The organism is Streptomyces sp. NPDC059897 (assembly GCF_042730865.1).
In the GTDB taxonomy this organism is placed as follows: Bacteria; Actinomycetota; Actinomycetes; order Streptomycetales; family Streptomycetaceae; genus Streptomyces.
Window position 1 is genome coordinate 1 of sequence record NZ_JBHWKQ010000006.1, and the last position, 23,911, is coordinate 23,911.

General features: G+C 71.6%; 18 protein-coding genes. 14 read left to right on the forward strand and 4 right to left on the reverse strand.

Translation table 11 applies throughout. The features are described from left to right. Positions 1 to 54 precede the first annotated feature (54 nt). Entirely contained in the window at positions 55 to 2,427 is a 2,373-nt protein-coding gene (locus tag ACFV9W_RS08955) for a DHA2 family efflux MFS transporter permease subunit (protein ID WP_385757073.1), read from the reverse strand. Between the two features lie 54 nt (positions 2,428 to 2,481). Next, positions 2,482 to 3,081, reverse strand: coding sequence for a TetR/AcrR family transcriptional regulator C-terminal ligand-binding domain-containing protein (locus ACFV9W_RS08960; RefSeq protein WP_385757075.1), 600 nt, complete (start codon positions 3,079 to 3,081; stop codon positions 2,482 to 2,484). A 311-nt stretch (positions 3,082 to 3,392) separates the two neighbouring features. Between ACFV9W_RS08960 and kdgD the strand changes: the two genes are divergently transcribed. From kdgD to ACFV9W_RS09000, 8 genes are all read left to right on the forward strand, one after another. Then, positions 3,393 to 4,325 carry a 5-dehydro-4-deoxyglucarate dehydratase gene (gene kdgD, locus ACFV9W_RS08965; protein ID WP_385757078.1) on the forward strand — a complete coding sequence of 311 codons (933 nt, stop codon included), beginning with the start codon at positions 3,393 to 3,395 and terminating at the stop codon, positions 4,323 to 4,325. Between the two features lie 95 nt (positions 4,326 to 4,420). Beyond that, positions 4,421 to 5,770, forward strand: a complete 1,350-nt coding sequence (gudD, locus tag ACFV9W_RS08970) for a glucarate dehydratase (RefSeq protein ID WP_385757080.1) — start codon at positions 4,421 to 4,423, stop codon at positions 5,768 to 5,770. A 120-nt stretch (positions 5,771 to 5,890) separates the two neighbouring features. Next, positions 5,891 to 7,213: a gluconate:H+ symporter gene (locus ACFV9W_RS08975; RefSeq protein ID WP_385757082.1), complete on the forward strand. Its 1,323-nt coding sequence runs from the start codon at positions 5,891 to 5,893 to the stop codon at positions 7,211 to 7,213. Between the two features lie 180 nt (positions 7,214 to 7,393). Continuing rightward, a complete protein-coding gene (locus ACFV9W_RS08980; RefSeq protein WP_385757084.1) occupies positions 7,394 to 8,767 on the forward strand; it encodes a sodium/glutamate symporter in 1,374 nt (457 codons plus the stop codon). Between the two features lie 147 nt (positions 8,768 to 8,914). Then, positions 8,915 to 10,360 carry an Nramp family divalent metal transporter gene (locus ACFV9W_RS08985; RefSeq protein ID WP_385757086.1) on the forward strand — a complete coding sequence of 482 codons (1,446 nt, stop codon included), beginning with the start codon at positions 8,915 to 8,917 and terminating at the stop codon, positions 10,358 to 10,360. Between the two features lie 31 nt (positions 10,361 to 10,391). Then, positions 10,392 to 12,125 (forward strand): IlvD/Edd family dehydratase, encoded by a 1,734-nt coding sequence (locus ACFV9W_RS08990; RefSeq protein WP_385757088.1) that lies wholly within the window; start codon positions 10,392 to 10,394, stop codon positions 12,123 to 12,125. Between the two features lie 25 nt (positions 12,126 to 12,150). Continuing rightward, positions 12,151 to 13,050 carry an LLM class F420-dependent oxidoreductase gene (locus ACFV9W_RS08995; RefSeq protein WP_385757090.1) on the forward strand — a complete coding sequence of 300 codons (900 nt, stop codon included), beginning with the start codon at positions 12,151 to 12,153 and terminating at the stop codon, positions 13,048 to 13,050. Between the two features lie 41 nt (positions 13,051 to 13,091). After that, on the forward strand, positions 13,092 to 14,573 hold the full coding sequence (locus tag ACFV9W_RS09000; RefSeq protein ID WP_385757092.1) for an FGGY-family carbohydrate kinase: 1,482 nt from the start codon (positions 13,092 to 13,094) through the stop codon (positions 14,571 to 14,573). Positions 14,574 to 14,577: 4 nt separating this feature from the next. Here ACFV9W_RS09000 and ACFV9W_RS09005 read toward each other — a convergent pair whose 3' ends face one another. Continuing rightward, positions 14,578 to 16,038 (reverse strand): APC family permease, encoded by a 1,461-nt coding sequence (locus tag ACFV9W_RS09005; RefSeq protein ID WP_385757094.1) that lies wholly within the window; start codon positions 16,036 to 16,038, stop codon positions 14,578 to 14,580. Positions 16,039 to 16,233: 195 nt separating this feature from the next. Here ACFV9W_RS09005 and dapE point away from each other — a divergent pair, with 195 nt between their 5' ends. Next, positions 16,234 to 17,319: a succinyl-diaminopimelate desuccinylase gene (gene dapE, locus ACFV9W_RS09010; RefSeq protein ID WP_385757096.1), complete on the forward strand. Its 1,086-nt coding sequence runs from the start codon at positions 16,234 to 16,236 to the stop codon at positions 17,317 to 17,319. Here the strand turns inward: dapE and ACFV9W_RS09015 are convergent. Continuing rightward, positions 17,308 to 18,885, reverse strand: a complete 1,578-nt coding sequence (locus ACFV9W_RS09015) for a PucR family transcriptional regulator (RefSeq protein ID WP_385757098.1) — start codon at positions 18,883 to 18,885, stop codon at positions 17,308 to 17,310. The two genes, dapE and ACFV9W_RS09015, sit on opposite strands and share 12 nt — an antisense overlap. A gap of 116 nt (positions 18,886 to 19,001) precedes the next feature. Here ACFV9W_RS09015 and ACFV9W_RS09020 point away from each other — a divergent pair, with 116 nt between their 5' ends. The 5 genes from ACFV9W_RS09020 (at position 19,002) to ACFV9W_RS09040 (ending at position 23,488) form a co-directional block, all read left to right on the forward strand. Then, positions 19,002 to 19,790 (forward strand): chorismate synthase, encoded by a 789-nt coding sequence (locus ACFV9W_RS09020; protein ID WP_385757100.1) that lies wholly within the window; start codon positions 19,002 to 19,004, stop codon positions 19,788 to 19,790. Then, a complete protein-coding gene (gene menC / locus ACFV9W_RS09025) occupies positions 19,787 to 20,893 on the forward strand; it encodes an o-succinylbenzoate synthase (RefSeq protein WP_385757102.1) in 1,107 nt (368 codons plus the stop codon). The genes ACFV9W_RS09020 and menC overlap by 4 nt, the downstream gene beginning before the upstream one ends. A gap of 126 nt (positions 20,894 to 21,019) precedes the next feature. After that, on the forward strand, positions 21,020 to 21,667 hold the full coding sequence (locus tag ACFV9W_RS09030) for a class I SAM-dependent DNA methyltransferase (RefSeq protein WP_385757104.1): 648 nt from the start codon (positions 21,020 to 21,022) through the stop codon (positions 21,665 to 21,667). Positions 21,668 to 21,841: 174 nt separating this feature from the next. Continuing rightward, entirely contained in the window at positions 21,842 to 22,999 is a 1,158-nt protein-coding gene (locus tag ACFV9W_RS09035) for an FAD-dependent oxidoreductase (RefSeq protein WP_385757106.1), read from the forward strand. Between the two features lie 75 nt (positions 23,000 to 23,074). Next, on the forward strand, positions 23,075 to 23,488 hold the full coding sequence (locus tag ACFV9W_RS09040; RefSeq protein ID WP_385757108.1) for a VOC family protein: 414 nt from the start codon (positions 23,075 to 23,077) through the stop codon (positions 23,486 to 23,488). The last annotated feature ends 423 nt before the right edge of the window (positions 23,489 to 23,911 follow it).

The window sequence follows — 23,911 nt, forward strand, 5'->3', positions numbered from 1 at the left end:
GGGCAGCGAAGTGCCCCGCCCGCGGCGGTGTGTGCCGTCGACCGGTGGGAGCCGTCAGTCCCCGTGGCCGAGCGCGACGTCGAGGTCGCCCGGGTTGCCGCTGCCCGCCACCGTGACCGGCTTCGACACCGGCGGGTAGCCGCTGGCGATCACCGTGTACGTGGCGCCGGACAGGCCGGCGAAGGCGTACGCGCCGTCGTCGCCGGTGGTGTGCACCGCGACCACGTTGCCAGCCTGGTCGAGGAGGGTGACGCGGGCGTCGTTGACCGGGGCGCCGTCGGTGCCCCGGACCGTGCCGGTCAGGGTCGCGGCGGAGCGCAGCACCGCGTCCTGCCGGGTGGCGGTGCCGCCGGCGACCTGGGCCTGGCCCGCGTACGGCTGGAAGCCCTCCGCGCTGGCGGTGAACGTGTACGCGCCGGGCGGCAGCTGCGGCAGCGAGTAGCCGCCGTCCGTGTCGGTGAGCGCCGAGCCGACGGTCTCGCCGCGCTCGTCGGTCGTGATGACGAGCGCGCCGATCACGGGCGCCGAGTCGGCCTCGGAGCGCACGGTGCCGTAGAGGCCGCCGTCGCCGCTGAGGACGAGGTCGAAGCTGACCGGACCGTCCGCGCGCAGCGCCAGAGTGGCGACCCGCGGGTCACGGCCGGGCGCCGAGCCGACGAGGACGTAGCCCTCGCCGTCGCCGGATGGGGCCGACACCGCGTAGCTGCCGTCGGAAGCCGCGGCGCCGCGCCCGATCTGGGCGCCGCCCCGGTCGATGAGGGTGACGACGGCGCCGGACAGGGGAGCACCCTGCCCGTCGAGGATCCGGCCGTGCACGCCCGGACCCTCCACCGCCGGAGCGGTGGCGACGGGAGTGACGGGCGCGGCTGCGGCCACCGCCTCGCCCGCGGCCTCGACGGTCTCGGCCGCCTCGGACGTGGACTCGACCTTCTGCTGAGAGTGCGCCAGCGGACGGCCCGCGCGGTACAGCAGCACCGAGACGACGAGACCGGCCACGAAGAACCCGGCGGCCCACCAGTACGCGGTCGCGTAGCTGTGCACGGCGGCCTCGGCCTGGGCGGCCTTCGAGGCACCGTGGTCGGCGATGTAGTTCGACGCGGCCGTCGCGGCCATGGTGCTGAACAGCGCGGTACCGATCGAACCGCCGACCTGCTGCATGGTGTTCACGGTCGCGGCGGCGACGCCCTGGTCCTTCGGGTCGACGCCGAGGGTGGCGAGGCTCATCGCGGGCGGCATCACGAGACCGATACCGACACCGATCATGATCAGCGGCGGCAGCACGTGCGAGGCGTAGCTGCTGGTCACGTCGAGCGCGGTGAGCCAGACGAGGCCACCGGCGGTGAGACCCATGCCGACCGGGACGACCGGCTTGGGGCCGAGCTTCGGCACCAGCGCCACGGTGGCGATCTGCGCCGTCACCATCAGCGACAGGATCATCGGCAGGAACGCGACGCCCGTCTCCATCGGGCTCTTGCCGAGGATGAGCTGCAGGTAGTACGTCAGGAACAGGAAGATCCCGAACATGCCGGCGCCGGTGATGAACACGCTCACGTAGGACGCGGCGCGGTTGCGGTCGGCCAGGACGCGCAGCGGCAGCAGCGGGTGCTTGGCCCGCGTCTGCCAGAAGATGAAGAGCGCGAGCAGGACGACACCGGCGGCCAGGAAGACCCAGCACATCCAGTTGCCCCAGCTGTGCGTCTCGGCGTTGGAGAAGCCGAAGACGATGCTGAACAGGCCCGCCGCGACGAGCAGCGTGCCCAGCAGGTCGAGCTTGGGGCGCGGGCCGGGCGCGGGCTTGCGGACGAAGATCACCGCGCCGACGACCGCGACCGCGGCGATGACGAGGTTGACGTAGAGCGTCCAGCGCCAGTCGAGGTGCTCGGTGAGGAAGCCGCCGAGCAGCATGCCGATGGCACCGCCGGAACCGGCGATCGCACCGAAGATGCCGAACGCGCGTGCGCGCTCCTTCGGCTCGGTGAAGGTCGTCGTCAGCAGCGCCATCGCGGTCGGCGCGAGGAGCGCACCGAACACACCTTGCAGGGCGCGGCCCACGACGAGCATGGAGAAGCCGGTGGCGGCACCGGCGAGGGCGGACGAGCCCGCGAACCCTATGAGGCCGATGATCAGCGTCGTCTTGCGCCCGAAGAGGTCGGACAGCTTGCCGCCGAGCAGCAGGAGGCTGCCGAAGGCGAGCGAGTACGCGGTGACGACCCACTGGCGGCCGTCGTCGGAGAAGCCGAGGTCCGCCTGGGCGGACGGCAGGGCGATGTTCACGATGGTGGCGTCGAGCACCACCATCAGCTGGGCGAGGCCGATGACGGCCAGGACCCACCAGCGGTGGGGCACGTGGTGCGCGGCCGGGGCGCCCGGCGGCTGTGCGGACGAGGCCGCGGCCGGACGCTCGCGCGCGTCGAGCGGGGTGGGCATTGCGTGGTCCTTCGAGGTCTGTCGGAGCCGGAGGCCGGGAGGGGCCGGAGGCGGTCAGGCGTGCAGCAGCAAGGGGAGGACGACGGTGTCCACGTAGCGCTGGAGATATTCGGTGTCGGCCGCCCGCCGCTCGAGGAGCGGCCGGGAGAAGACGGAGCCGAGGAACATGTGCGGAAGGAATCCGCAGGCGGGTGCGGAGCGGTCGATCTCGCCGCGCTCCGCGGCCCGCGCCAGGATCGTCTCGAACAGGTCGAGCTCGGGCTGGACGAGCGCCTCGTGCACGGCGTCCGCGAGCTCCGCGTCCTTGCGGATGGCCAGCGAGATGCCGCGGACGAGGTCGAGGTCCTTGCGGGCCTCGCCGATCCGCTCCGCGAGCGCGTGCAGATCGCCCCTCAGGGACCCGGTGTCGAGGTCGTCGAGGGAGAACGGCCGCATCTCGCGCAGTGCCTCGGACACCAGGCGCGGCTTGCTGCCCCACTGCCGGTAGAGCGTGGCCTTGCTGCACCGCGACTGCGCGGCGACGGCGTCGAGCGTCATCGTCTCGTAGCCGACGTCGCGCACGAGGTCGAGGGTGCGTCCGAAGAGCTCGCGCTCCCGCTCGGGGGTGAGCCGGGTGCGCCGCTTTCTGCGCGTGAGGGGTTCGGGCAGCCCCATGGGTTCCTTGCCTGACGGTGGTGCGCGGATCCGCTCGCGGTGTGTCGTGCGCGGATAAGCGAACCGAAACGGTTTCGTACCGTTAGAAGGTACGCCCTCCCATCATCGAAACGCAAACGTTTCGCTCCCTGTGTGTCCCCGGTGAAGATCGCCTGACGATGCTCAACGCGCATCGCAAGATGCGAAATCGGTGTTGGACGTGCATGAGCGGCAGCTCATAGCGTCACGCCAGACCAGTGACGCGGGCCATACGGGAGTTGGCCCGCCTCCGGTATGTCTGTCGCACACCTCAGTTCGGGAGCACCACCGCTATGACCGCCTACACGCCTGCCGACCTCGGCCGACGACTCGGCTCGGGCCTGTTGTCCTTCCCCGTGACCCACTTCCGGGACGCGGACCACCCCTCGTCCTTCGACTTCGACGAGGAGGCCTACCGGGAACACGTCGGCCGCCTCGGGGCGTACGAGGTCGCCGGGCTCTTCGCGGCCGGCGGCACCGGCGAGTTCTTCTCGCTGACCGTCGCCGAGGTCGAGCGTGTCGTCGCCGCCGCCGTGGCCGCCGCGCCCGAGGGCACCCCGATCCTGGCCCCGGCCGGCTACGGCACCGCCACCGCCGTCGAGATGGCCAGGGCGGCCGAGCGCGCGGGAGCCGACGGCATCCTGCTCTTCCCGCCCTACCTCACCGAGGCCCCGCAGGACGGACTCGCCGCACACGTCGAGGCGGTCTGCCGGGCGACGAACCTCGGTGTCATCATCTACAGCCGCGCCAACGCCGTGTACAGCGCCGACACCGTGGCCCGCGTCGCCGAACGCTGCCCGAACCTGATCGGCTACAAGGACGGCGTCGGAGACATCGACGCCATGACCCGCATCTACACCAAGCTCGGCGACCGGCTCACCTACATCGGCGGCCTGCCGACCGCCGAGATGTTCGCCCTGCCGTACCTCGAACTCGGTGTCACCACCTACTCGTCGGCCATCTTCAACTTCGTCCCCGAGTTCGCGCTCTCCTTCTACGCGGACGTCCGCGCCCGCCGCCACGACGAAGTACTGCGCAGGCTCGACGAGTTCGTCCTGCCGTACACCGAGATCCGCAACCGCAAGAGCGGCTACGCGGTCAGCATCGTCAAGGCGGGACTCGCCGCCACCGGCCACCCCGCGGGCCCGGTCCGGCCGCCGCTGACCGACCTCGAACCGGCGGAGCTGGACGCACTCAGCGCCCTGATCAAGGGCATCAGCCTCTGAAGCCTCTGAGCACGCTCATCGCACGACCCATGCACCACCCCCTTCCGTAGGTCCCTCATCCGCCTGCGAGCCGCACGCGAAAGGTGTCACCGTCCATGAGCACCAAGGCCGTTCCCCCCGCCGCCACCCCCGTCGTCGCCTCGATGCGGGTCGTCCCGGTCGCAGGCCAGGACAGCATGCTGCTGAACCTGAGCGGCGCCCATGCCCCGTACTTCACCCGCAACCTGGTGATCCTCACCGACTCCGACGGCCGCACCGGCGTCGGCGAGGTGCCCGGCGGCGAGCCCATCCGCGGCACCCTCGAGGAGGCCGCCGACCTGGTCGTCGGGCAGCCCGTCGGCGACCCGCAGGCGGTGCTGCGCGCGATACGTGAGCGCTTCGGCGACCGGGACGCGGGCGGGCGCGGCGCGCAGACCTTCGACCTGCGGATCACCGTGCACGCGGTCACCGCCGTCGAGGCCGCGCTGCTCGACCTGCTCGGCCAGTACCTGAACGTGCCGGTCGCGGCGCTCCTCGGCGAGGGCGTGCAGCGCACCTCCGTGCCCGTGCTCGGCTATCTCTTCTATGTCGGCGACCGCCGCCGCACCGACCTCCCGTACCGTGACGAGTCCGACGCCAAGGACGCCTGGGAGCGGCTGCGCAGCGAGGAGGCGCTCACCCCCGAGGCGGTCGTCGCGCTCGCCGAGGCGGCCCAGGAGCGGTACGGGTTCCAGGACTTCAAGCTCAAGGGCGGTGTGCTCGACGGGCGCGCCGAGGCCGAGGCCGTCACCGCCCTCGCCGAGCGGTTCCCCGAGGCCCGCATCACCCTCGACCCCAACGGCGGCTGGCTGCTCGACGACGCCATCGACATCGGCCGCTCGCTTCGCGACGTCCTCGCGTACGCCGAGGACCCCTGCGGCGCCGAGGGCGGCTACTCCGGCCGTGAGGTGATGGCCGAGTTCCGCCGCGCCACCGGCCTCAAGACCGCCACCAACATGATCGCCACCGACTGGCGGCAGCTGGGGCACGCCATCAAGGCCGACGCCGTCGACATCCCCCTTGCGGACCCGCACTTCTGGACCATGAACGGTTCGGTGCGCGTCGCCCAGCTTTGCGACGCCTGGGGCCTGACCTGGGGATCGCACTCCAACAACCACTTCGATGTGTCGCTCGCGATGTTCACGCACGTCGCCGCCGCGGCGCCCGGTGACATCACCGCCATCGACACCCACTGGATCTGGCAGGACGGCCAGCGCCTCACCCACGAGCCGCTGCCCATCAAGGGCGGCGCCATCGCGCTTCCGGAACGGCCGGGACTGGGCGTCGAGCTGGACATGGAACAGGTCGAGGCGGCCCACCAGCGCTACCTCTCCCTCGGCCTCGGCAGCCGCGACGACGCCGCCGGCATGCAGTACCTGGTCCCCGGCTGGACCTTCGACGCCAAGCGCCCCGCGCTGGTGCGCTGACCCCCTTCCCCTTCCGACCGCCGTTGCGGCGTCGTGTCCCGCTCGGACGACGCCGCACCGAGCCCTCGCATGCCCTGACTTCCGAACGTGCACCTCCGTCACTTCGAAGGAGAAGTGATCATGCCAATGCTCGTCGTCGCGCTCAGTGTTGTGGCGCTGCTGTTCCTGATGACCAAGGTGAGGCTCAACGGCTTCATCGCCCTGCTGCTCGTCGCGGTCGTCGTCGCGATCGTCCAGGGCATCAGCCTGCCGGAGATCTCCGATGTCCTGGAGACCGGCATCGGTGACCAACTCTCCGGCACCCTGCCGGTGATCGGCCTGGGAGCCATGGTCGGCCGTGTGATGGGCGACGCGGGAGCCGCCCAGCGCATCGCCACCAAGCTGACCAAGGCCTTCGGCGACCGCTGGGTGCAGGTGGCGATGGTCGTCACCGCCATGCTCATCGGTGTCACCATGTTCTACGAGGTGGCTTTCGTCATCATCGTCCCGGTGGCCTTCACCCTGGTCCGTGTCACCCGGCAGAACCTGCTGTGGATCGGCCTGCCGATGTCCATCGCGCTCTCCACGATGCACAGCTTCCTGCCGCCGCACCCCGGCCCGACGGCCGTGGCCGAGATGTTCGACGCCTCCGTCGGCCAGACACTCTTCGTCGGCCTGTTCATCGCCGTCCCGGCCGGCGCCCTCATCGCCCTGGTCTGGCCCCGGCTGCCGTTCGTCCGCCGGATGAACCCCTCGATACCCACCGGCCTCGTCACCGAGCGCGTCTTCGACGAGGACGAGATGCCGGCCCTCGGCTGGTCGCTCGCGGTCGCCCTGCTCCCGGTCGTCCTCATCGCCGGCGCGGCCATCGCCGAGATGTCCCTCGACGACCACGCCCCGGGCATGGGTGTCATCAAGTTCGTCGGTTCCCCCGAGTTCGCGCTGCTGCTGACCCTGCTGCTCGCCATCTACGTCTTCGGGCCGCGCGTCGGCCGCTCCCTGAAGGACATCGCCACCTCCTGCGGCGACGCCGCCAAGTCCATGGCCATGATCATGCTGGTGATCGCGGCGGGCGGCGCGTACAAGAACGTCCTCGTCGAGGGCGGCATCTCGGACTACATCAAGGACACCACCGAGCACTGGTCGATCTCCCCGCTGCTCCTCGCCTGGCTGATCGCGGCGATCCTGCGCATCGCCCTCGGCTCGGCCACGGTCGCGGTGTCCACGGCCGCGGGCATCGTGGCGCCGATGGTGGCCGGCAGCGGTTCGTCCCCGGAGCTGATGGTGCTCGCCGTGTCCTGCGGCTCGATCGCGTTCTCGCACGTCAACGACCCGGGCTTCTGGATGTTCAAGGAGTACTTCAACCTGTCGGTCCTCGACGCGATCAAGGCGCGGACCAGCTATACGACGGTGCTGGCGGTGCTGGGCCTCGGTGGGGTCATGGTGCTCAACGCCGTGATGTAGCACGGCGGTTGACGGCTGCGGGCGGTGTCACTGGAGGTCAGGGGCACCGCCCTCGGGTGTGCGGGGGGTGAGGGGCCACCGGGCACGGGTTTCCCTTTGCTGTTTCTTTACTGATAGAAAGCTCCGGATCACCCGCACGTCACGCACTGACAGAGGTGCCTGCCCCACCCCGGAGTCTCTGTGTCCTACTCACCCTGGTCGCTGCTCAGCGACGCCGGTCTCATAGCCGCGCTGCTCCTCGTCGGCACGCTGCTGCGGGCCCACGTCCGGCTGTTCCAGCGGCTGATGCTGCCGTCCAGTGTCATGGCGGGCTTCCTCGGCCTCGCGCTGGGTCCCGAAGGGGCGGGCCTGCTGCCGTTCTCCGACCAGCTCGGCACCTACGCGTCCGTACTCATCGTCGTCGTGTTCGCCTGCCTCGCCCTCACCGACGGCCTCGGCCTCAAGGGCTTCGGCAAGGCGGCCGGCTCCTTCGGTTCGTACGGTGTCGCCGCGTACGCGCTTCAGGTGGGCATCGGGGTGGTGCTCGGCCTGGTGCTGCTCCAGCCGGTGTGGGACGTGCCCGACGCGTTCGGCGCGCTGCTCTTCGCGGGCTGGGCCGGCGGCTTCGGCACGGCGGCCGCGCTCGGCACGGCCTTCGAGGCGAACGGCTGGGAGGGCGCCAGCTCGCTCGGCTTCACCTCGGCCACCGTGGGCATGCTCGTCGGCGTCGTCGGCGGCATCATCCTGTGCAACTGGGGCGCGCGGCGCGGACACACCAGCAGCGTCGGCCGCTTCGAGACGCTCCCCGAGGAGCTGCGCACCGGCCTCGTGAGCAAGGACGAGGAGCGCCACCCCACGGGCCGTGCCACCACCTCGCCGGCGTCCATCGAACCGCTCGGCTTCCAGATCGCGGTGATCGCGGCGCTCGCCGCCGCCGCGTACGGTGTCTCCGAGTGGATCACCGGGATGTTCCCCTCGCTGATGCTCCCGGTCTTCGCGCTGGCCTTCATCCTCGGCCTCATCCTGCGCGCCGTCGTGGCCCGCACCAAGGCCTGGAACTACGTCGACGGCGAATCGCTCAAGTCGCTCTCGGGCACCGCCACCGACGTCCTCATCACCTGCGGCATCGCCTCCATCGTGCCCAGCTTCGTCGCCGACTTCTGGCTGCCGCTGGCGCTGATGTTCGCCGTCGGCCTCGCCCTCGTGCTCTTCCTGTTCCTGGTCGTCGCGCCGCGCCTCTTCGAGGGCAACTGGTTCGAGAAGGGCCTCGTGACCTGGGGCTGGACGACCGGCGCCGCCGCGACCGCGATCGCCCTGCTGCGCATGGTCGACCCGAAGCTCAAGAGCGGCACGCTGGAGGAGTTCGGCGTCGCGTACATTCCCGTCGCGCCCGTCGAGACGGCCACCGTGACCTTCGTGCCCGTCCTGCTGTCGGCCGGTGCCGCCTGGGCCGTCGGCGGCGCGTGGGCCGCCCTCGGTGTGCTCGCGCTCGTCCTGCCGTGGCTGGCCGGGTGGGCGCCGCGCGGCAAGGCGAAGGCGGGCGCGGCGCAGGCCAAGGAGAACGCCGGAGTCTGAGAAGCACACCGCCACAACGCCCCGGGCCACCAGGCCCGGGGCGTTCTTCGTGCGCACCCTCTGGACGATCTCCGTGAATCATCCGATGATTGCGGGGCCTCGCAAAGCGCTCCACTTCCGCCCCAACGGCCCCCGGAGACGCACCAGATGACCGAGACCGGAAACTCCCCCTCCCCGACGCCCGCCCCCTTCCCCCTGCGCACCAAGCTCCTCCCGCCACCCGCCGTACGGGAACTGCCCGCACCGCCCGCGAAGACCTGGCGCATCATCGGGCCCGGCGTCGTGGCCGCCGGGGTCGGGGTGTCCTCGGGCGAGTTCATCCTCTGGCCCTACATCGCCACACAGGCCGGCCTGGTGTTCCTCTGGGGCGCCGTGGTGGGTGTCGTCACCCAGTGGTTCCTCAACATGGAGATCGAGCGGTACACCCTCGCCACCGGCGAGACCGCCGTGACCGGCTTCAACCGCTACTGGCGGCACTGGGGCCTGGTCATGGTGGTGTTCACCTACGCGGCCAACCTCTGGCCCGGCTGGGCCACCAGCTCGGCGACCATGCTCAGCTACGTCTTCGGCGGGAAACCCGCCTACATCGGCATCGGACTCCTCGTCCTCATCGGCCTGATCCTCACCCTCGCGCCCGTCGTCTACAACGCGCTGGAGAAGCTGCTGGGCGTCAAGATCCTCGTCATCGGCGGCTTCTTCGTCCTCGCCCTGATCCTCGCGGTCACCGCCACCACGGTGGGCGACCTGCCGAAGGCCGTCACCGACGCGACGTTCCCCTCCGAGCTCGGCGTTGCCGTCCTCATGGGCGCCCTCGCCTACGCGGGCGCGGGCGGCGGCCAGAACCTCGTGCAGAGCAACTGGATCCGCGACAAGGGCTTCGGCATGGGCCACTACGTGCCCCGCCTGGTCAGCCCGGTCACCGGCAAGGAGGAGGCCGCGGGCCCCGTCGTCGGCTACGTCTTCGAGCTCAACGAGACGAACATGGCCCGCTGGCGCCGCTGGTGGCGCTTCGCCAACGTCGAGCAGGCCCTCACCTTCGTCCTCGTCACCGTCGTGACGATCGTGATGTCTTCGCTGCTGGCGCACTCGACGCTGTTCGGTACCGGCGGCCTGGAGAACAACGTCGCGTTCATCGAGAAGGAGGGGCAGGTCCTCCAGGAGCGCGTCGGCGACTGGTTCGGCGTCTTCTTCTGGCTGGTCGGCGCGTTCTCCCTGTTCAGCGCCGCCACCGGCATCATCGACTACACCAGCAGGATGGCGGCCGACGTCCTCAAGTCGACCTATCTGCGCGGGAGCCGGGTCAGCGAGTCACGCATGTACGCGCGCCTGGTGTGGGCCGTCGTCGCCATCGGCGCGATCGTGCTGCTCTCCGGCCTCGACCAGCCGCTCGTACTGCTCGTCATCTCGGCGTGCGTGTCGGGGCTGATGATGTTCGTGTACTCGATCCTGCTCCTCGTCATGAACCGCACCGCGCTGCCCAGCCCCCTGAAGGTGCGCGGCATTCGCGTGGCCGCCCTGGTGTGGGCGGTGGTGCTCTTCGGTGTGCTGTCCGTGCTGACGGTGCGGCAGCAGCTCACGGACCTGTTCGGCTGAATACCCCAACGTACGTACAGGAGTGGAATACATGACGGATGGTCACGCGGCCCGGCGCAGCCAGGCCTGGTTCGGTGCCGCAGGACGCGGCGGCATGCTGTACCGGTCGTGGATGCGCAACCAGGGCTTCGGGCCCGAGGTGTTCGACGGGCGGCCGGTCATCGGCATCGCCGTGTCCGCCTCCGAACTCGCCCCCTGCAACGCCCACTTGACCCGTGTCGCCGAGGCGGTGAAGCGCGGGGTGTGGCAGGCCGGCGGCTTCCCGCTGGAATTCCCCACCATGGCCACCGGCGAGACACTGATGCGGCCCACGGCCATGCTGTACCGCAACCTCATGGCCATGGAGGTCGAGGAGCTGATCCGCGCCAACCCGCTCGACGGCGTGGTCCTTCTCTCCGGCTGCGACAAGACGACCCCCGCCATGCTGATGGGCGCCGCGAGTGTCGACCTGCCGGCCGTGATGGTGACCGGCGGGCCGATGCTCAACGGCAAGTTCCAGGGCCGGGACGTCGGTTCGGGCACGGCGGTCTGGCAGATGGAGGCCGAGGTCAAGGCCGGGCGGATGACCGAGGAGGAGTGCTTCTTCGCCGAGGGGTGCATGGCCCGCTCGAACGGCCACTGCATGACCATGGGCACGGCGTCCACCATGGCGTGCATGGCGGAGACCCTCGGCATGCAGCTGCCGGGCTCCGCGACCTGGCCCGCGGTCGACATGCGCCGCTACGAGACCGGGCAGGCGGCGGGCCGCCGCATCGTGGACATGGTGGAGGAGGACCTGCGCCCCTCCCGCATCCTCACCCGCGAGGCCTTCGAGAACGCGATCCGCACGAACGCGGCGATCGGCGGCTCCACCAACGCCATCATCCACCTGACGGCACTCGCGGGCCGGGTCGGCGTCCGCCTCGACACCGAGGACTTCGACCAACTCGCCCGCGACGTACCGACGTTGCTCAACCTCATGCCGTCCGGAAAGTACCTCATGGAGGACTTCTGCTACGCGGGCGGGCTCCCGGCCGTCCACCACGAGCTGGTACGCGCCGGACTCCTGGACGGCGAGCAGCTCACCGTCACCGGGCGCAGCATCGCCGAGAACGTGGCGGACGCGGAGCGCATCGGCGACGAGGTGATCACGGGAGTGGTCGACCCGTTCCAGCCCGCCGGCACCGGGACGGCGGTCCTGCGCGGCAATCTCTGCCCCGACGGCGCGGTCATCAAGCAGTCCGCGGCCTCGCCGCACCTCCTCACACACACCGGCGTCGCCCGCGTCTTCGACTCCCCGGAGGTCTACCACGCGGTGTGCGACGACCCGGACCTGGACGTCGACGAGAACACCGTGCTCGTCATCCGGGGCGCGGGCCCGAAGGGCTACCCCGGCATGCCCGAGGTCTCGAACGTCCCGCTGCCCACCAAGCTCCTGAAGGCCGGCGTCACCGACATGGTGCGTGTCTGCGACGGCCGGATGAGCGGCACGGGATACGGCACGGTCGTCCTCCACGTGGCACCGGAAGCGGCGGTCGGCGGCCCGCTCGCCCTCGTACGCGACGGGGACACCATCACCCTGGACGTCCCGAAGCGCTCGCTGCACCTGGAGGTCGACGAGGCGGAACTGGCACGCCGCCGCGCGGCCTGGCAGGCACCCGAGCTGCGCCACACCAGCGGCTACGCGTGGCTCTACACGCAGCACGTCGAGGGCGCCGACCGGGGCGCCGACTTCGACTTCCTGCGCGGGTGCCGCGGCAGCGCCGTGCCGCGCGACTCGCACTGAGGGAGGTGTGGGTAGCCTCGGAGGCATGGCCAACATCAATTTCAGTTCTCGTGTCGGCGTCTGGTGGACCAGTGACCGGTGGCCGATCAACGACGTCGTCGCCCGAGCCCGTGAGATCGAGAACCTCGGCTATGCCTCGCTGTTCTACGGCGAGGCCGGAGGCAAGGAGACCTTCACGCAGGCCGCCGCCCTGCTCGGCGGCACCGAACGCCTGGTGGTCGGCACCGGCATCGCCAACATCCACGCCCGCAGCGCCCCGGCGAGCGAGGCGGGCGCCCGTACGCTCGGCGCGCTGCACCCGGGCCGGTTCGTGCTCGGCCTCGGCGTCAGCCACGCCCCACTGGTCGAGCACAGCTACGCCGGTTCCTACAGCAAGCCGCTGGCGACCATGCGGGAGTACCTGCGGACCATGGACGCGGTACCGGACGCGGTCGAGCCGGACGGGCAGCGCCCGGCACGGCTCCTCGCCGCCCTGGGCCCGAAGATGATCGACCTGTCCGGCAAGGCCGCCGACGGGGCGCACCCGTACCTGGTGACACCGGAACAGACCGCGTACACCCGCGACCAGTTGGGCCCCGACAAGTGGGTGGTCAGCGAGCAGGGCGTCGCGCTCACCACGGACCGGGAGACCGCCCTGCGGCGTGCGCACCAGCACCTGCACATGTACTCGCAGCTGCCCAACTACCGCAATTCCTGGCTGCGTCAGGGCTTCGACGAGTCCGACGTGGTCGTCGGAGGCTCGGACAAGCTGGCCGAGGCCATGGTGGCCATGGGTGACGCGGAGACGGTCGCCGCGCGCGTACAGGCACACCTGGACGCGGGCGCCGACCAGGTCGTCGTGCAGGTCCTCGGCGACGACCCCTCCGCCGACCCCCTGCCCGCGCTGCGGGAACTCGCCCCGGCCCTCGGCCTGCGGTCCGCCTGAGGGGCGGGGGTCGGTTCCGGTTCCAGAAAGGGAGGCTCCCCATGCCCCAGTCCGCGGTCATCGGCGTCGACATCGGCACGTCCAGCAGCAAGGGCATCCTCGTCGCCCTCGACGGCACCGTCCTGCACACCGCCGTCCGCGAGCACGCCGTCGACCGCCCGGCCCCGGGGCACGTGGAGATGCCGGGGGAAGTGTGGTGGGACGAGTTCGTCTCCCTCGCCCATGAGCTGACGTCGGCGCTCGACACGGATCTCGTCGCCGTCGGCGTCAGCGGCATGGGCCCCTGCGTGCTGCTCGCCGACGCCGCCGACACACCACTGCGGCCCGCCATCCTGTACGGCGTCGACACCCGCCCCGTCGCCCAGATCGAGTGCCTGGAGCGGGAGTTGGGGGCTGACGAGATCACCCGCCGGTGCGGCTCGCGGCTCACATCCCAGGCGGCCGGTGCCAAGGTGGCGTGGGTCGCCGACGAGGAACCGGAACTGTTCGCCCGCGCCCGCCGCCTCTACATGCCCAGTTCGTGGCTGGCCCGCAAGCTCACCGGCGCCTATGTCCTCGACCACCACTCCGCAAGCCAGTGCACCCCGCTCTACGACACCCTGGCCCGCGACTGGTACGCGCCGTGGGCCGAGCGGATCGCGCCCGGCATCGAACTCCCGCCGCTGCGCTGGTCCGGCGAGGCCGCCGGCACCGTCACCGCCGAGGCCGCCCGCGCCACCGGCCTGCCCGAAGGCATCCCGGTCACCACCGGCACCGTCGACGCCTGGGCCGAGGCGCTCAGCGTCGGGGCGCACGGCGTCGGTGACCTGATGCTCATGTACGGCACGACCATGTTCCTCGTGCACACCGTGCCCGACCTGCTGCGCGACCCCGCGCTGTGGAGCACGGTCGGCGCCCTGCCCGACACCCGCAACCTCGCGGGCGGCATGGCCACCTCCGGAGCCGTCACCGGCTGGCTGCGCGACCTGTTCGGCGACGTCGACTACCCCGAACTCCTCGGCCTCGCCGAGAAGTCGGGGCCCGGCGCCAACGGCCTGCTGATGCTGCCGTACTTCGCCGGGGAGCGCACCCCCGTCGACGACCCGCGAGCCCGTGGTGTCATCGCGGGCCTGACCCTCGGCCACACCCGCGGCGACCTGTACCGGGCCGCCCTGGAGGCCACCGCCTTCGGCGTGCGGCACAACATCGAGGCACTGGAGGCGGCCGGGGGAGACATCCGCCGCGTCGTCGCCGTCGGCGGCGGCACGCAGGGGCGGCTGTGGACCCAGATCGTCTCCGACGTCACCGGCCGCACGCAGGAGGTACGGACGACGTCCGTCGGTGCCTCCTACGGGGGCGCGCTGCTGGCCGCACAGCTCGTCACGGACGACGCCCGCATCGACGACTGGAACCCCGTCGCCGAACGCCTCGACCCGCGCCCCGAGGTGACCGCCCGCTACGACGAGCTGTACGCGTTGTACCGCGAGCTCTACCCGGCGTCGGCGGACGTGGCACACGCGCTGGCCGACCTCCAGACCCGCTGACCGGTCAGCTCACCCCCGCCGTCTCCGCCTCCCGCCCGCCGTCCTCCCGCAACGCCGACCTCCGCCGCCCGAACCCCAGGTACAGCGCCGCCGCCAGAACCAGCCATCCCAGGAACAACGTCCAGGTCAAGCCCGGCAGTTGGTACGCCAGGTAGAAGCAGGCGGCGGCGGTGAGGATCGGGATCGCCGGGTAGAGGGGGACGCGGAAGGGGCGGGGTGCGTCGGGGGCGATGCGGCGCAGCACCATCACCGCCGCGGCCACCGCCACGAAGGCGATCAGCGTGCCCATGCTGGTCAGGTCGGCCAGCTCCTGGAGCGGGACGAAGCCGGCGAGGGCCGCGACCGCGACACCCACGATCCACGAGTTGGCCGCGGGGGTGTGCCGCTTGCGGTCCACCCGGCGGAAGACCTGCGGGACCAGGCCGTCCCGCGCCATCGAGAACAGGATGCGGGTCTGCCCGTAGAGGGTGACCAGGACGACGCTGAAGATGGAGACGACCGCGCCGGCGGAGAGGACGAGGGCGGCCGTTCCCGAGCCGGTGACCGATGTGAGGATCGATGCCAGTACCGCCTCACCGGCCGCCTCCTGCCGCGCGAACGCGCCCTCCGGCTGGGCGCCGATGCCGGCGACCGCGACCAGGATGTAGAGGGCCGTCACCACGAAGAGGGTGAGGAGGAGGGCCAGCGGGATGGTGCGGCGCGGGTTGCGGACCTCCTCGCCCGCCGTGGACACCGCGTCGAAACCGACGTACGAGAAGAAGACCGCGGAGGCGGCAGCCGTGATGCCGCCCATGCCGTGCGGGGCGAAGTCGGTGAAGCGGTCGGCCTGGAAGGCGGTCAGTGCCACCACGGCGAACATCACGAGGACGCCCAGCTTCACGCACACCAGGATCGAGTTCACCAGGATGGACTCGCGGGTGCCGCGGGCGAGCAGCGCCGTGCACGCGAGGACCACCACGATGGCCGGGATGTTCACCAGTCCGCCCGCGCCCGGCGGCTGGCTGATCGCGTCGGGCAGCGTGACACCGAAGAGCGCGTCAGACACCTCGTTGAGGTACTGGCCCCAGCTGACCGCGACGGTGGACACCGCCACCCCGTACTCCAGGACCAGACACCAGGCGACGAGGTACGCGATGCCCTCGCCGAGCGAGGCGTACGCGTACGAGTAGGTGCTGCCCGCCACCGGGATCGCCCCGGCCAGCTCCACGTAGCAGAGCGCCGCGAGGGCGGCGACGGTGCCCGCGATCACGAACGACAGCACGACGCCGGGACCGGCCGTGGGCACGCTCGTGCCGAGGACGAAGAAGATGCCGGTGCCGAGCACCGAGCTGATCCCGAGCAGTGTGAGCCGCCCGAGCCCCATGGTGCGTTGCAGGCGGGGGCCGTCCTGCGCCGTGCCCTCGGCATCCGCGACGATGCTGTCCAGAGGTTTGCGGCGGCACAGCTGGGTGGCCACAGGGCCCATGGGTCCTCCTGTACGACGTGTGTCGGTGAGGGTGCGGATCCTTCGGGACCGGCGGGTCCCGCACATTGGCCGATCGGCACAAGTGCGGCGTGGGGTGTTGGCCGACACCACAACCCGCTGCCGGTCCCGCCGCCCGAGCATGGAGGGCGCATCCCCGCGGACACCCCCGCGACGCACACGCGAAGGAGATCAGCCGTGCCCCTCGACCTCGCCGCCGACGTCGTCGCCCTCACCGAGGCACTGGTCGACATGCCCTCCGAGAGCGGCGCCGAGGGGCCGCTCGCAGACGCCGTTGAGGAGGCGCTGCGCGCGCTGCCGGGCCTGGAGGTGGAGCGCGTCGGCAACTCCGTCGTCGCCCGCACCGACCGCGGCCGCCCCGAGCGCGTCGTCCTCGCCGGACACCTCGACACCGTCCCGGAGGCCGGCAACCTCCCGTCGCGCCGCGACGGCGAGCGGCTGTACGGGCTCGGCGCCTGCGACATGAAGGGCGGCGTGGCCGTAGCCCTGAAGCTGGCCGCCGCGGCGTCCAGCGCGCGCGAGTCGCTGAACCGCGACGTCACCTTCGCGTTCTACGAGTGCGAGGAGACCGTCGGCGACCGCAACGGCCTCGCCGTGATCGCCGCACGCAGGCTCCAACTCCTCGACGGTGACCTGGCGTTGCTCCTCGAACCCTCCGACGGCGGCGTGGAGGCGGGCTGTCAGGGTTTCCTCCTCGCCGACATCGTCGTGCCGGGACAGCGGGCACACACCGCGCGCGCCTGGATGGGCAGCAACGCCGCACACCTCGCGGGCGAGGTCCTCACCCGGCTGCACGCGCACGTCCCCGAGCGGATCACGATCGACGGCCTGGAGTACCGCGAGGGCCTCAACGCCGTCGCCGTACGCGCCGGTGTGTCGTCCAACGTCGTGCCCGACGAGTGCGTGGTCACCGTCAACCTCCGCTTCGCGCCCAGCCGTTCGCCCGAGCAGGCGGAGGCGTACCTGCGCGGGCTCTTCCCCGAGTACGAGCTGCGGATCACGGAGGTCGAGCCGGGCGCGCTGCCGGGGCTCGACCGGCCCCTGGCGGCCGACCTGGTCAAGGCCCTGGGTGTCGCACCGCGGCCGAAGCTCGGCTGGACCGACGTGGCACGCTTCGCGTCGCTCGGCGTGCCCGCGCTGAACTGCGGGCCCGGCGACCCCCAACTCGCGCACACGCCAGGGGAGTTCGTGCCGATGCCGGAGGTGCGGGCGTGCGAGGAGCGGCTGCGTGGCTGGCTGCTGTCCCAGGACTCAGCCCCGTAGCCCCGCCAACGTACGCAACTGCACCCACAGCACGAGACGTTCGTCCGGGTCGTCCAGGTCGATGCCGAGCTGCCGCTGCACCTTGCGCAGCCGGTAGCGGCAGGTGTTGGGGTGCACGACGAGGCGCTCCGCCGCGCGGCCGGCGTCGCAGCCCGCGTCCAGCCAGCAGATGAGCGTGCGCGCGTACTCGGTGCCGTGCTCGGCGTCGTGCGCGAGGACCTCCCGCCAGGGTCCGGCCGACTGGTCCCTGCGGTCGGCCAGGAACTCGCCGAGCACCAGCAGCGAGGTCTGCGCCCGCACCTGCCCCGCGTCCGCGACCTCCCCGGCCCCGAGCACCCGCAGCACCAGATCGGCGTCGTCGCGCGACTCCCGGACCCCGGCGACCCCCGGCACCGCGTGCCCGAGCCCGGCCCGCACGGAGAGCCGCAGCGCCTCCTCCGCGCGCCGCACGATGTCCTCCGCGATCCGCAGATGCCGGTCGGCGGCGTGGTCGGCGGCCCCGACCACCGGCAGCAGCGCGTACACCACACCGTCGAGCAGGACACAGGCGTGCTGCCCGTACCGGGTCTGGCACTGGAGGCGTACGAGGTCGAGCAGCCGCAGCGCCGCCTGCCCGCCGTCCTGTGCGGTCGCCGCGCCCGCGAGCGCGAACGCCGCCACCCGCACCGGTGCCTCGGGTGCGAGGCCGAGGCGGTGCGCGGCCGAGGCCGGTTCGATGGAGCCGTCGAGCAGGCGGCGCAGCAGGTCACTGCTGAGGTGCCGGGCCAGCTCGTCGGCGGCCCGCGCCCGCAGCAGCAGCATCGCGGCGGCCGAGGCGCCCTGGCGCAGCGCGTCCTCCGCGTCGGCGGTCAGGCTCCCCGTGTCCACCGCCCATATCGAGCCGAGCAGTTCGCCGCCGGCGCGCACCGTGGTGGCGAGGCGCGGCAGCTCGTCGGCGGTCACCCCGGGCAGTGTCAGCGGGCCCTCGGCGGCGTACAGGAGGCGGTAGTCCTCGTCGTTCTCCGGGCTGCCGGGGACCTGGCGGCCGAGGATGCCCTGCCGCCTGGTCTCGTCGACCGGCTGGCCGGGGACCGTCGAGTACGCGAGGATCTGGCGGCCGAGGTCCTCGATGGCGATCGCCCCGCCGACCGCTGCCGCGACCGCGTTGGCCAGCGCGAACAGATCGCCGGGCAGCGCGTCCTCGCCCAGCGGCGCCGTGCGCGCGCCGTGTGCCCCGACGACGGACGACAGCAGCTGGAACACCTGGTGCCAGGCCGCGTCCCGGTCGGTGCCGAGCAGCGCCGTGCCCGCCGCCTCGGCGTCGGGCGCCGCGCCCGACCCGTCGCCGCGCACCACCACGCCCGCCATCCCGGCTCGCCCCGCGTCGCGCACCACCGGCCCCGCCTCGTCCGCCCGTACGCCGACGGCGAGGAGCAGCGCGCCCGGCGCCCGCTCCGGCAGCGGGGCGTGCGGATCGTGCAGCAGCACCTCGGAGACGGGAACGGTGCGGCCGTGCGGGGCGCTGAGCAGGCGCAGCGTGGAGCCGCCGAGCGCGTCGAGGAGGTTCCCCAGTGTGCAGGTGTCCATGGGTGAACCTTTCGCCGACGGCGTGAGCGAGGGATTGTCCGATCGCAACAGGCTAGACGCCGATGATTGGCCGCCACCACAAGCCCCGCCACGGTGTGCGCGCCGAGACTCGTGACATGAACGATCTGACGACCTCGACCGTCGACGACGTGGCAGGCCTGCGGGCCGTCGCCGACTTCCTCGCCGACGTGTGGCAGATGCCCCGCGACGCGCCGCCCTTCCACACCGATGTGCTGCACAGCGTCGCCCACGCCGGTGGCGCCGTGCACGCGGCCCGGTCGGGCGGCGCCGTGGTCGGCGCCTCGGTCGCGGTGTTCGGACCACCGGCCGAGCGGGACGTGTACTCGCTCGCCGCCGCGGCGGCCGTCTCCGACCGCGGCACGGGCCACGCCGTCAAGCAGGCCCAGCGGGTCTGGGCGCTCGAGCGCGGCGCCCGCACCATGCGCTGGACCTTCGACCCGCTCGTCGCCAGGAACGCCCGCTTCAACCTGGTGAAGCTCGGCGCGGTCGCCAGCGAGTACCAGGTCGACTTCTACGGGCCGATGGACGACGGCATCAACAACGGCGACGAGACCGACCGCCTCACCGCCCTGTGGGACCTGACGGCCGAAGGCCCGAACGCCACCGACCCTGCTGAAGGCCGCGCCGAGGCCGCGGTGACCGCCAAGGCTCCAGACGGCGGACCGCTCGCCGCCCGCGACGCGAGCCGGCTGTGGTGCCGCGTCCCCGAGGACATCGTCGCGCTGCGCGCCAGTGACCCGGACACCGCGCTGCGCTGGCGGCACGCCGTGCGCGACGTCTTCACGGCGGCGTACGCGGAGGGCCTGCGGGCCACCGCGATGTCCCGCGACGGCTGGTACCTGATGACTCACCCCGCTCCCACCGCCCAGGAGGACCAGGCATGAAGATCGAACGCGTAGAGCTGCTGCACATCGCGATTCCGCTGGTCAAGCCGTTCCGCACCTCGTTCGGCAGCGTCGACAGCAAGGACGCCTTCCTGCTGCACGTGATCACCGACGAGGCCGAGGGCTGGTCCGAGTTCGCCGGCGACCCCGACCCGCTGTACTGCTCCGAGTTCATCGCGGGCGCCGAGATCGTCATCCGTGACTTCCTGCTGCCGCGCGTCCAGGCGCTGCCCGAGCCGCGCGCGGCGGCCGCCGGGCGGGCCATGGAACCCGTCAAGGGCAACGAACTGGCGAAGGCGGCCCTGGAGACGGCGCTGCTCGACGCCGAACTGCGCGCCCACAACATGCCGTTGGCCACCTACCTCGGCTCTGCCACCGGGCAGCGGGTGCCCGCCGGTGTCTCCGTCGGCATCAAGAACTCCATTCCGGAACTCCTCGACGACGTCGAGGAATATCTCGCCGAGGGCTATGTCCGCATCAAGCTGAAGATCGAGCCCGGCTGGGACCTGGCGCCGCTGCGCGCCGTGCGCGAGCGCTTCGGCGACGAGCTGCCGCTCCAGGTGGACGCCAACACCGCGTACACCCTCGCCGACGCCGAACACCTGCGGAAACTGGACGAGTTCGGGCTGCTGCTCATCGAGGAACCGCTCACCGAGAACGACCTGCGCGCCCACGCCCGCCTCCAGGAACGCATCAACACCCCGGTCTGCCTCGACGAGTCGATCCACAGCGCGCGGGACGCCGCCACGGCCATCGCCATGGAGGCCTGCCGGATCATCAACGTCAAGCCGGCCCGCGTCGGCGGCTACCTGGAGGCCCGCCGCATCCACGACGTGGCGGTCGCCAACGGTGTGCCGGTGTGGTGCGGCGGCATGCTGGAGACCGGCATCGGCCGCGCCCCCAACCTGGCCCTCGCCGCACTTCCCGGCTTCACCCTGCCCGGAGACACCTCGGCCTCCAGCCGCTACTACGCGGAGGACATCACCGAGCCGTTCGTGCTCGACAAGGACGGCTGCCTCACGGTGCCCTCGGGCCCCGGCATCGGCATCGACCCGCTCCCCGACACCCTGGCCCGCTTCACCACTGCCACCCACCGGCTGTAACCGGCCGTCGACACCCGGGTCGTGTTCGGATCCGGGCTTTCCGGGTAGCGGCGTGACGGCCACCCCTGGGCGGGCCGAAACGGGCCCGCCGGGGGAGTCAACCGTCCGACGACAAGGGAGACTTGGGTGTCACAGAGCCAGGACCGGATCAAGCAGGCGCACGGTCTGGACGGCGTTCCCGACCGCATCGACTCGTACTACGGAGACTGGGCGGCCTCGTACGACGAGGACCTGCGCACCACCGACTACCGGGGCCCGCACGAGCTAGGCGAACTGTTCCGGGCCATGGCCAAAGACCATCCGGGCGCGATCGGCACCGAGTCCGTCGTCCTCGACGCGGGTTGCGGAACGGGCCTGGTCGGCGGCGTGCTCGCGCGCCGAGGTGTCACCGTCATCGACGGCTTCGACCTCAGCGAGAGCATGGTCACCGAGGCCCGCAAGACCGGCGTCTACCGCACGCTCACCGCGGGCGTCGACATGAACCGGGGCCTGGTGGAGTTCGCGGACGACAGCTACGACATGTCTGTCTGCTGCGGGGTCTTCACCTTGGGACATGTGCCGCCGACCGGGGTACAGGGACTGCTGCGTGTCACCAGGCCCGGCGGCCTCGTCCTGCTGAGCACCTTCTCGAAGTACCTCGCGGGTTCGGACTTCGTCGCGTACGTGCAGGGGCAGGCGGACGACGGCGCCCTCAAGGTCGTCGAGCGGCGCCGGGACGTGCCGTACACGGCCGAAGGGCCCGCGGACTACTGGGCGTTCGAGGTGCTGCGCTGACGCAGCGGCCCGCCCGTGGGGCCGCTGTCGGCCGGGTGTCGGCGGCGGTCGGTGGTCTGTAGGTGATCTGTCGTGGGCCGCAGGGACATTGGTGCCTGTCGGCGCCGTGGGACCACGGCGCCGGCCGCGGGCATCGCGGCCCGCGGCCCACGCACGATCCGGAAGGACCCACCCATGACCACGGACAGCTCCACCCATGTCACGATCATCGGCGCCGGTCTCGGCGGCCTCACCCTCGCCCGCGTCCTGCACCTCCACGGCATACCCGCCACCGTCTACGAGGCGGAGTCCTCGCCGACCGCACGCGCGCAGGGCGGGCTGCTCGACATCCACGACTACAACGGTCAGCACGCCGTCCGGGCGGCAGACCTGATGGACGAGTTCCGCGCCATCGTCCTGGAGGGCCACCAGGCCATGCGGGTCCTCGACCCGGACGGCACCCTCCTGTACGAGGAGGACGACGACGGCACGGGCGGCCGCCCCGAGGTCTACCGCGGCGAGCTGCGACAGATCCTGCTCGACTCCCTCCCGGCAGGCACCGTCCGCTGGGGGCACAAGGTCCGCGGCGTCCGCTCCCTCGGCGGAGGCCGCCACGAGGTGACCGTCACCGACGGCTCCACCGTCACCACCGGCCTGCTGGTCGGCGCGGACGGCGCCTGGTCACGGGTCCGGCCGCTGCTCTCCGCCGCCACCCCCGCGTACACCGGCAAGTCCGTCGTCGAGACCTACCTGTACGAGTCCGACACCCTGTATCCGGCCACGGCGAAGGCCGTCGGCGGCGGAATGATGATCTCGCTGAAGCCGGGCCGGGAACTCTTCGCGCACCGGGAGCGGGGCGGCACCCTGCACGCCTACGTGGGTCTCGAGGAGCCGCAGGAGTGGTTCGACACCATCGACCTCAGCGATGCCGCGACCCCCGAGTGGATCGCGGCGGAGTTCACCGACTGGGCGCCCGAGCTCACCGCGCTGATCACCGAGGCCGACGAAGCGCCGACCCTGCGCCACCTGTACGCGCTGCCGACCGGGCACCGCTGGGAGCGGGTCCCGGGCGTCACTCTGCTGGGCGATGCCGCCCACCTCGCGCCCCCGAATGGCGAGGGCGCCAATCTGGCCATGGTCGACGGAGCCGAACTGGCCCGGTCCCTGGCCGCGCACCCCGGCGACGTCGAGGCGGCGCTGGCCTCGTACGAGGAGGCCATGTTCGTCCGCACCGCCGAGACCCACGGGGCCGACGAGGACGGGCACTCGCTGCAGGACCTGATGGCCGAGCTTCACCGTGCGCGGGCGGAGCCGACGCCGAATAATGCGGAAGTCCGTAGTGCCCATGCGTAGTGCCCGAACGCAGCACCCATTTCGTGGCACTCACACGCAGTGCTCATGAGCAGCACCCCGTGAAAGGAATCCGCTGTGGCTTCTCGCCTCAACCCGTACATCGCCTTCGACGGGGACGCCCGCCAGGCCATGGAGTTCTACCAGGGGGTGTTCGGCGGCGAGCTCACGCTGAACACCTTCGGCTCCGCCGGTGGCGGCGGGGCGCCCGCCGGCTTCGCCGACAAGATCATGCACGCCCTCCTGGAGACACCGGCCGGGTTCACGATCATGGGCTCGGACACCCCGCCCGGCATGGACCGCACCGTCGGCACCAACATCTCGGTCAGTGTCAGCGGCGACGACTCAGTGGCCCTGCACGGCTACTGGGACAAGCTGGCCGCCAACGGGACGGTCGTCATGCCCCTGGAGAAGCAGATGTGGGGCGACGAGTTCGGCATGTGCACCGACAGCTTCGGCATCAACTGGATGGTCGACATCAGCGACCAGTAGGCCGCGCGGTGCCCGCCCGGCACGGTCCAGGGGGCGCTGGACCGTGCCGCGCAGTCGAGTGAACCGTGCATCCGTCCCACGGGGCAGATCTTGACCACCTGTTGACCGCCTGGGAGCGGAAGCTTTCCGCAGTGGTGAAGCCCGCTTGGGAGTCGCCCGTGCGCTGCGGCCCTGCGGGTGCCTGGGAGTGGTCGTGCGCGTGGCGTGTCAGCGCGATGACGTTGACCACCAGCAGACACAGCAGCACGACGAGCACCCCCGTGACCAGCCACCGCTGTCCGCGCCGCCACCGGGGGCCGGGCATCGACATCCGGGCCTCCCAGTCCGATCCGTCAGGAGGACCCTAGGCGGCGCATCCCGCGGGAACAGCAGTCCACCGAAAATCATGACCAGGAGTCGACGAGTGAGGTAAGTGCCCGCGCG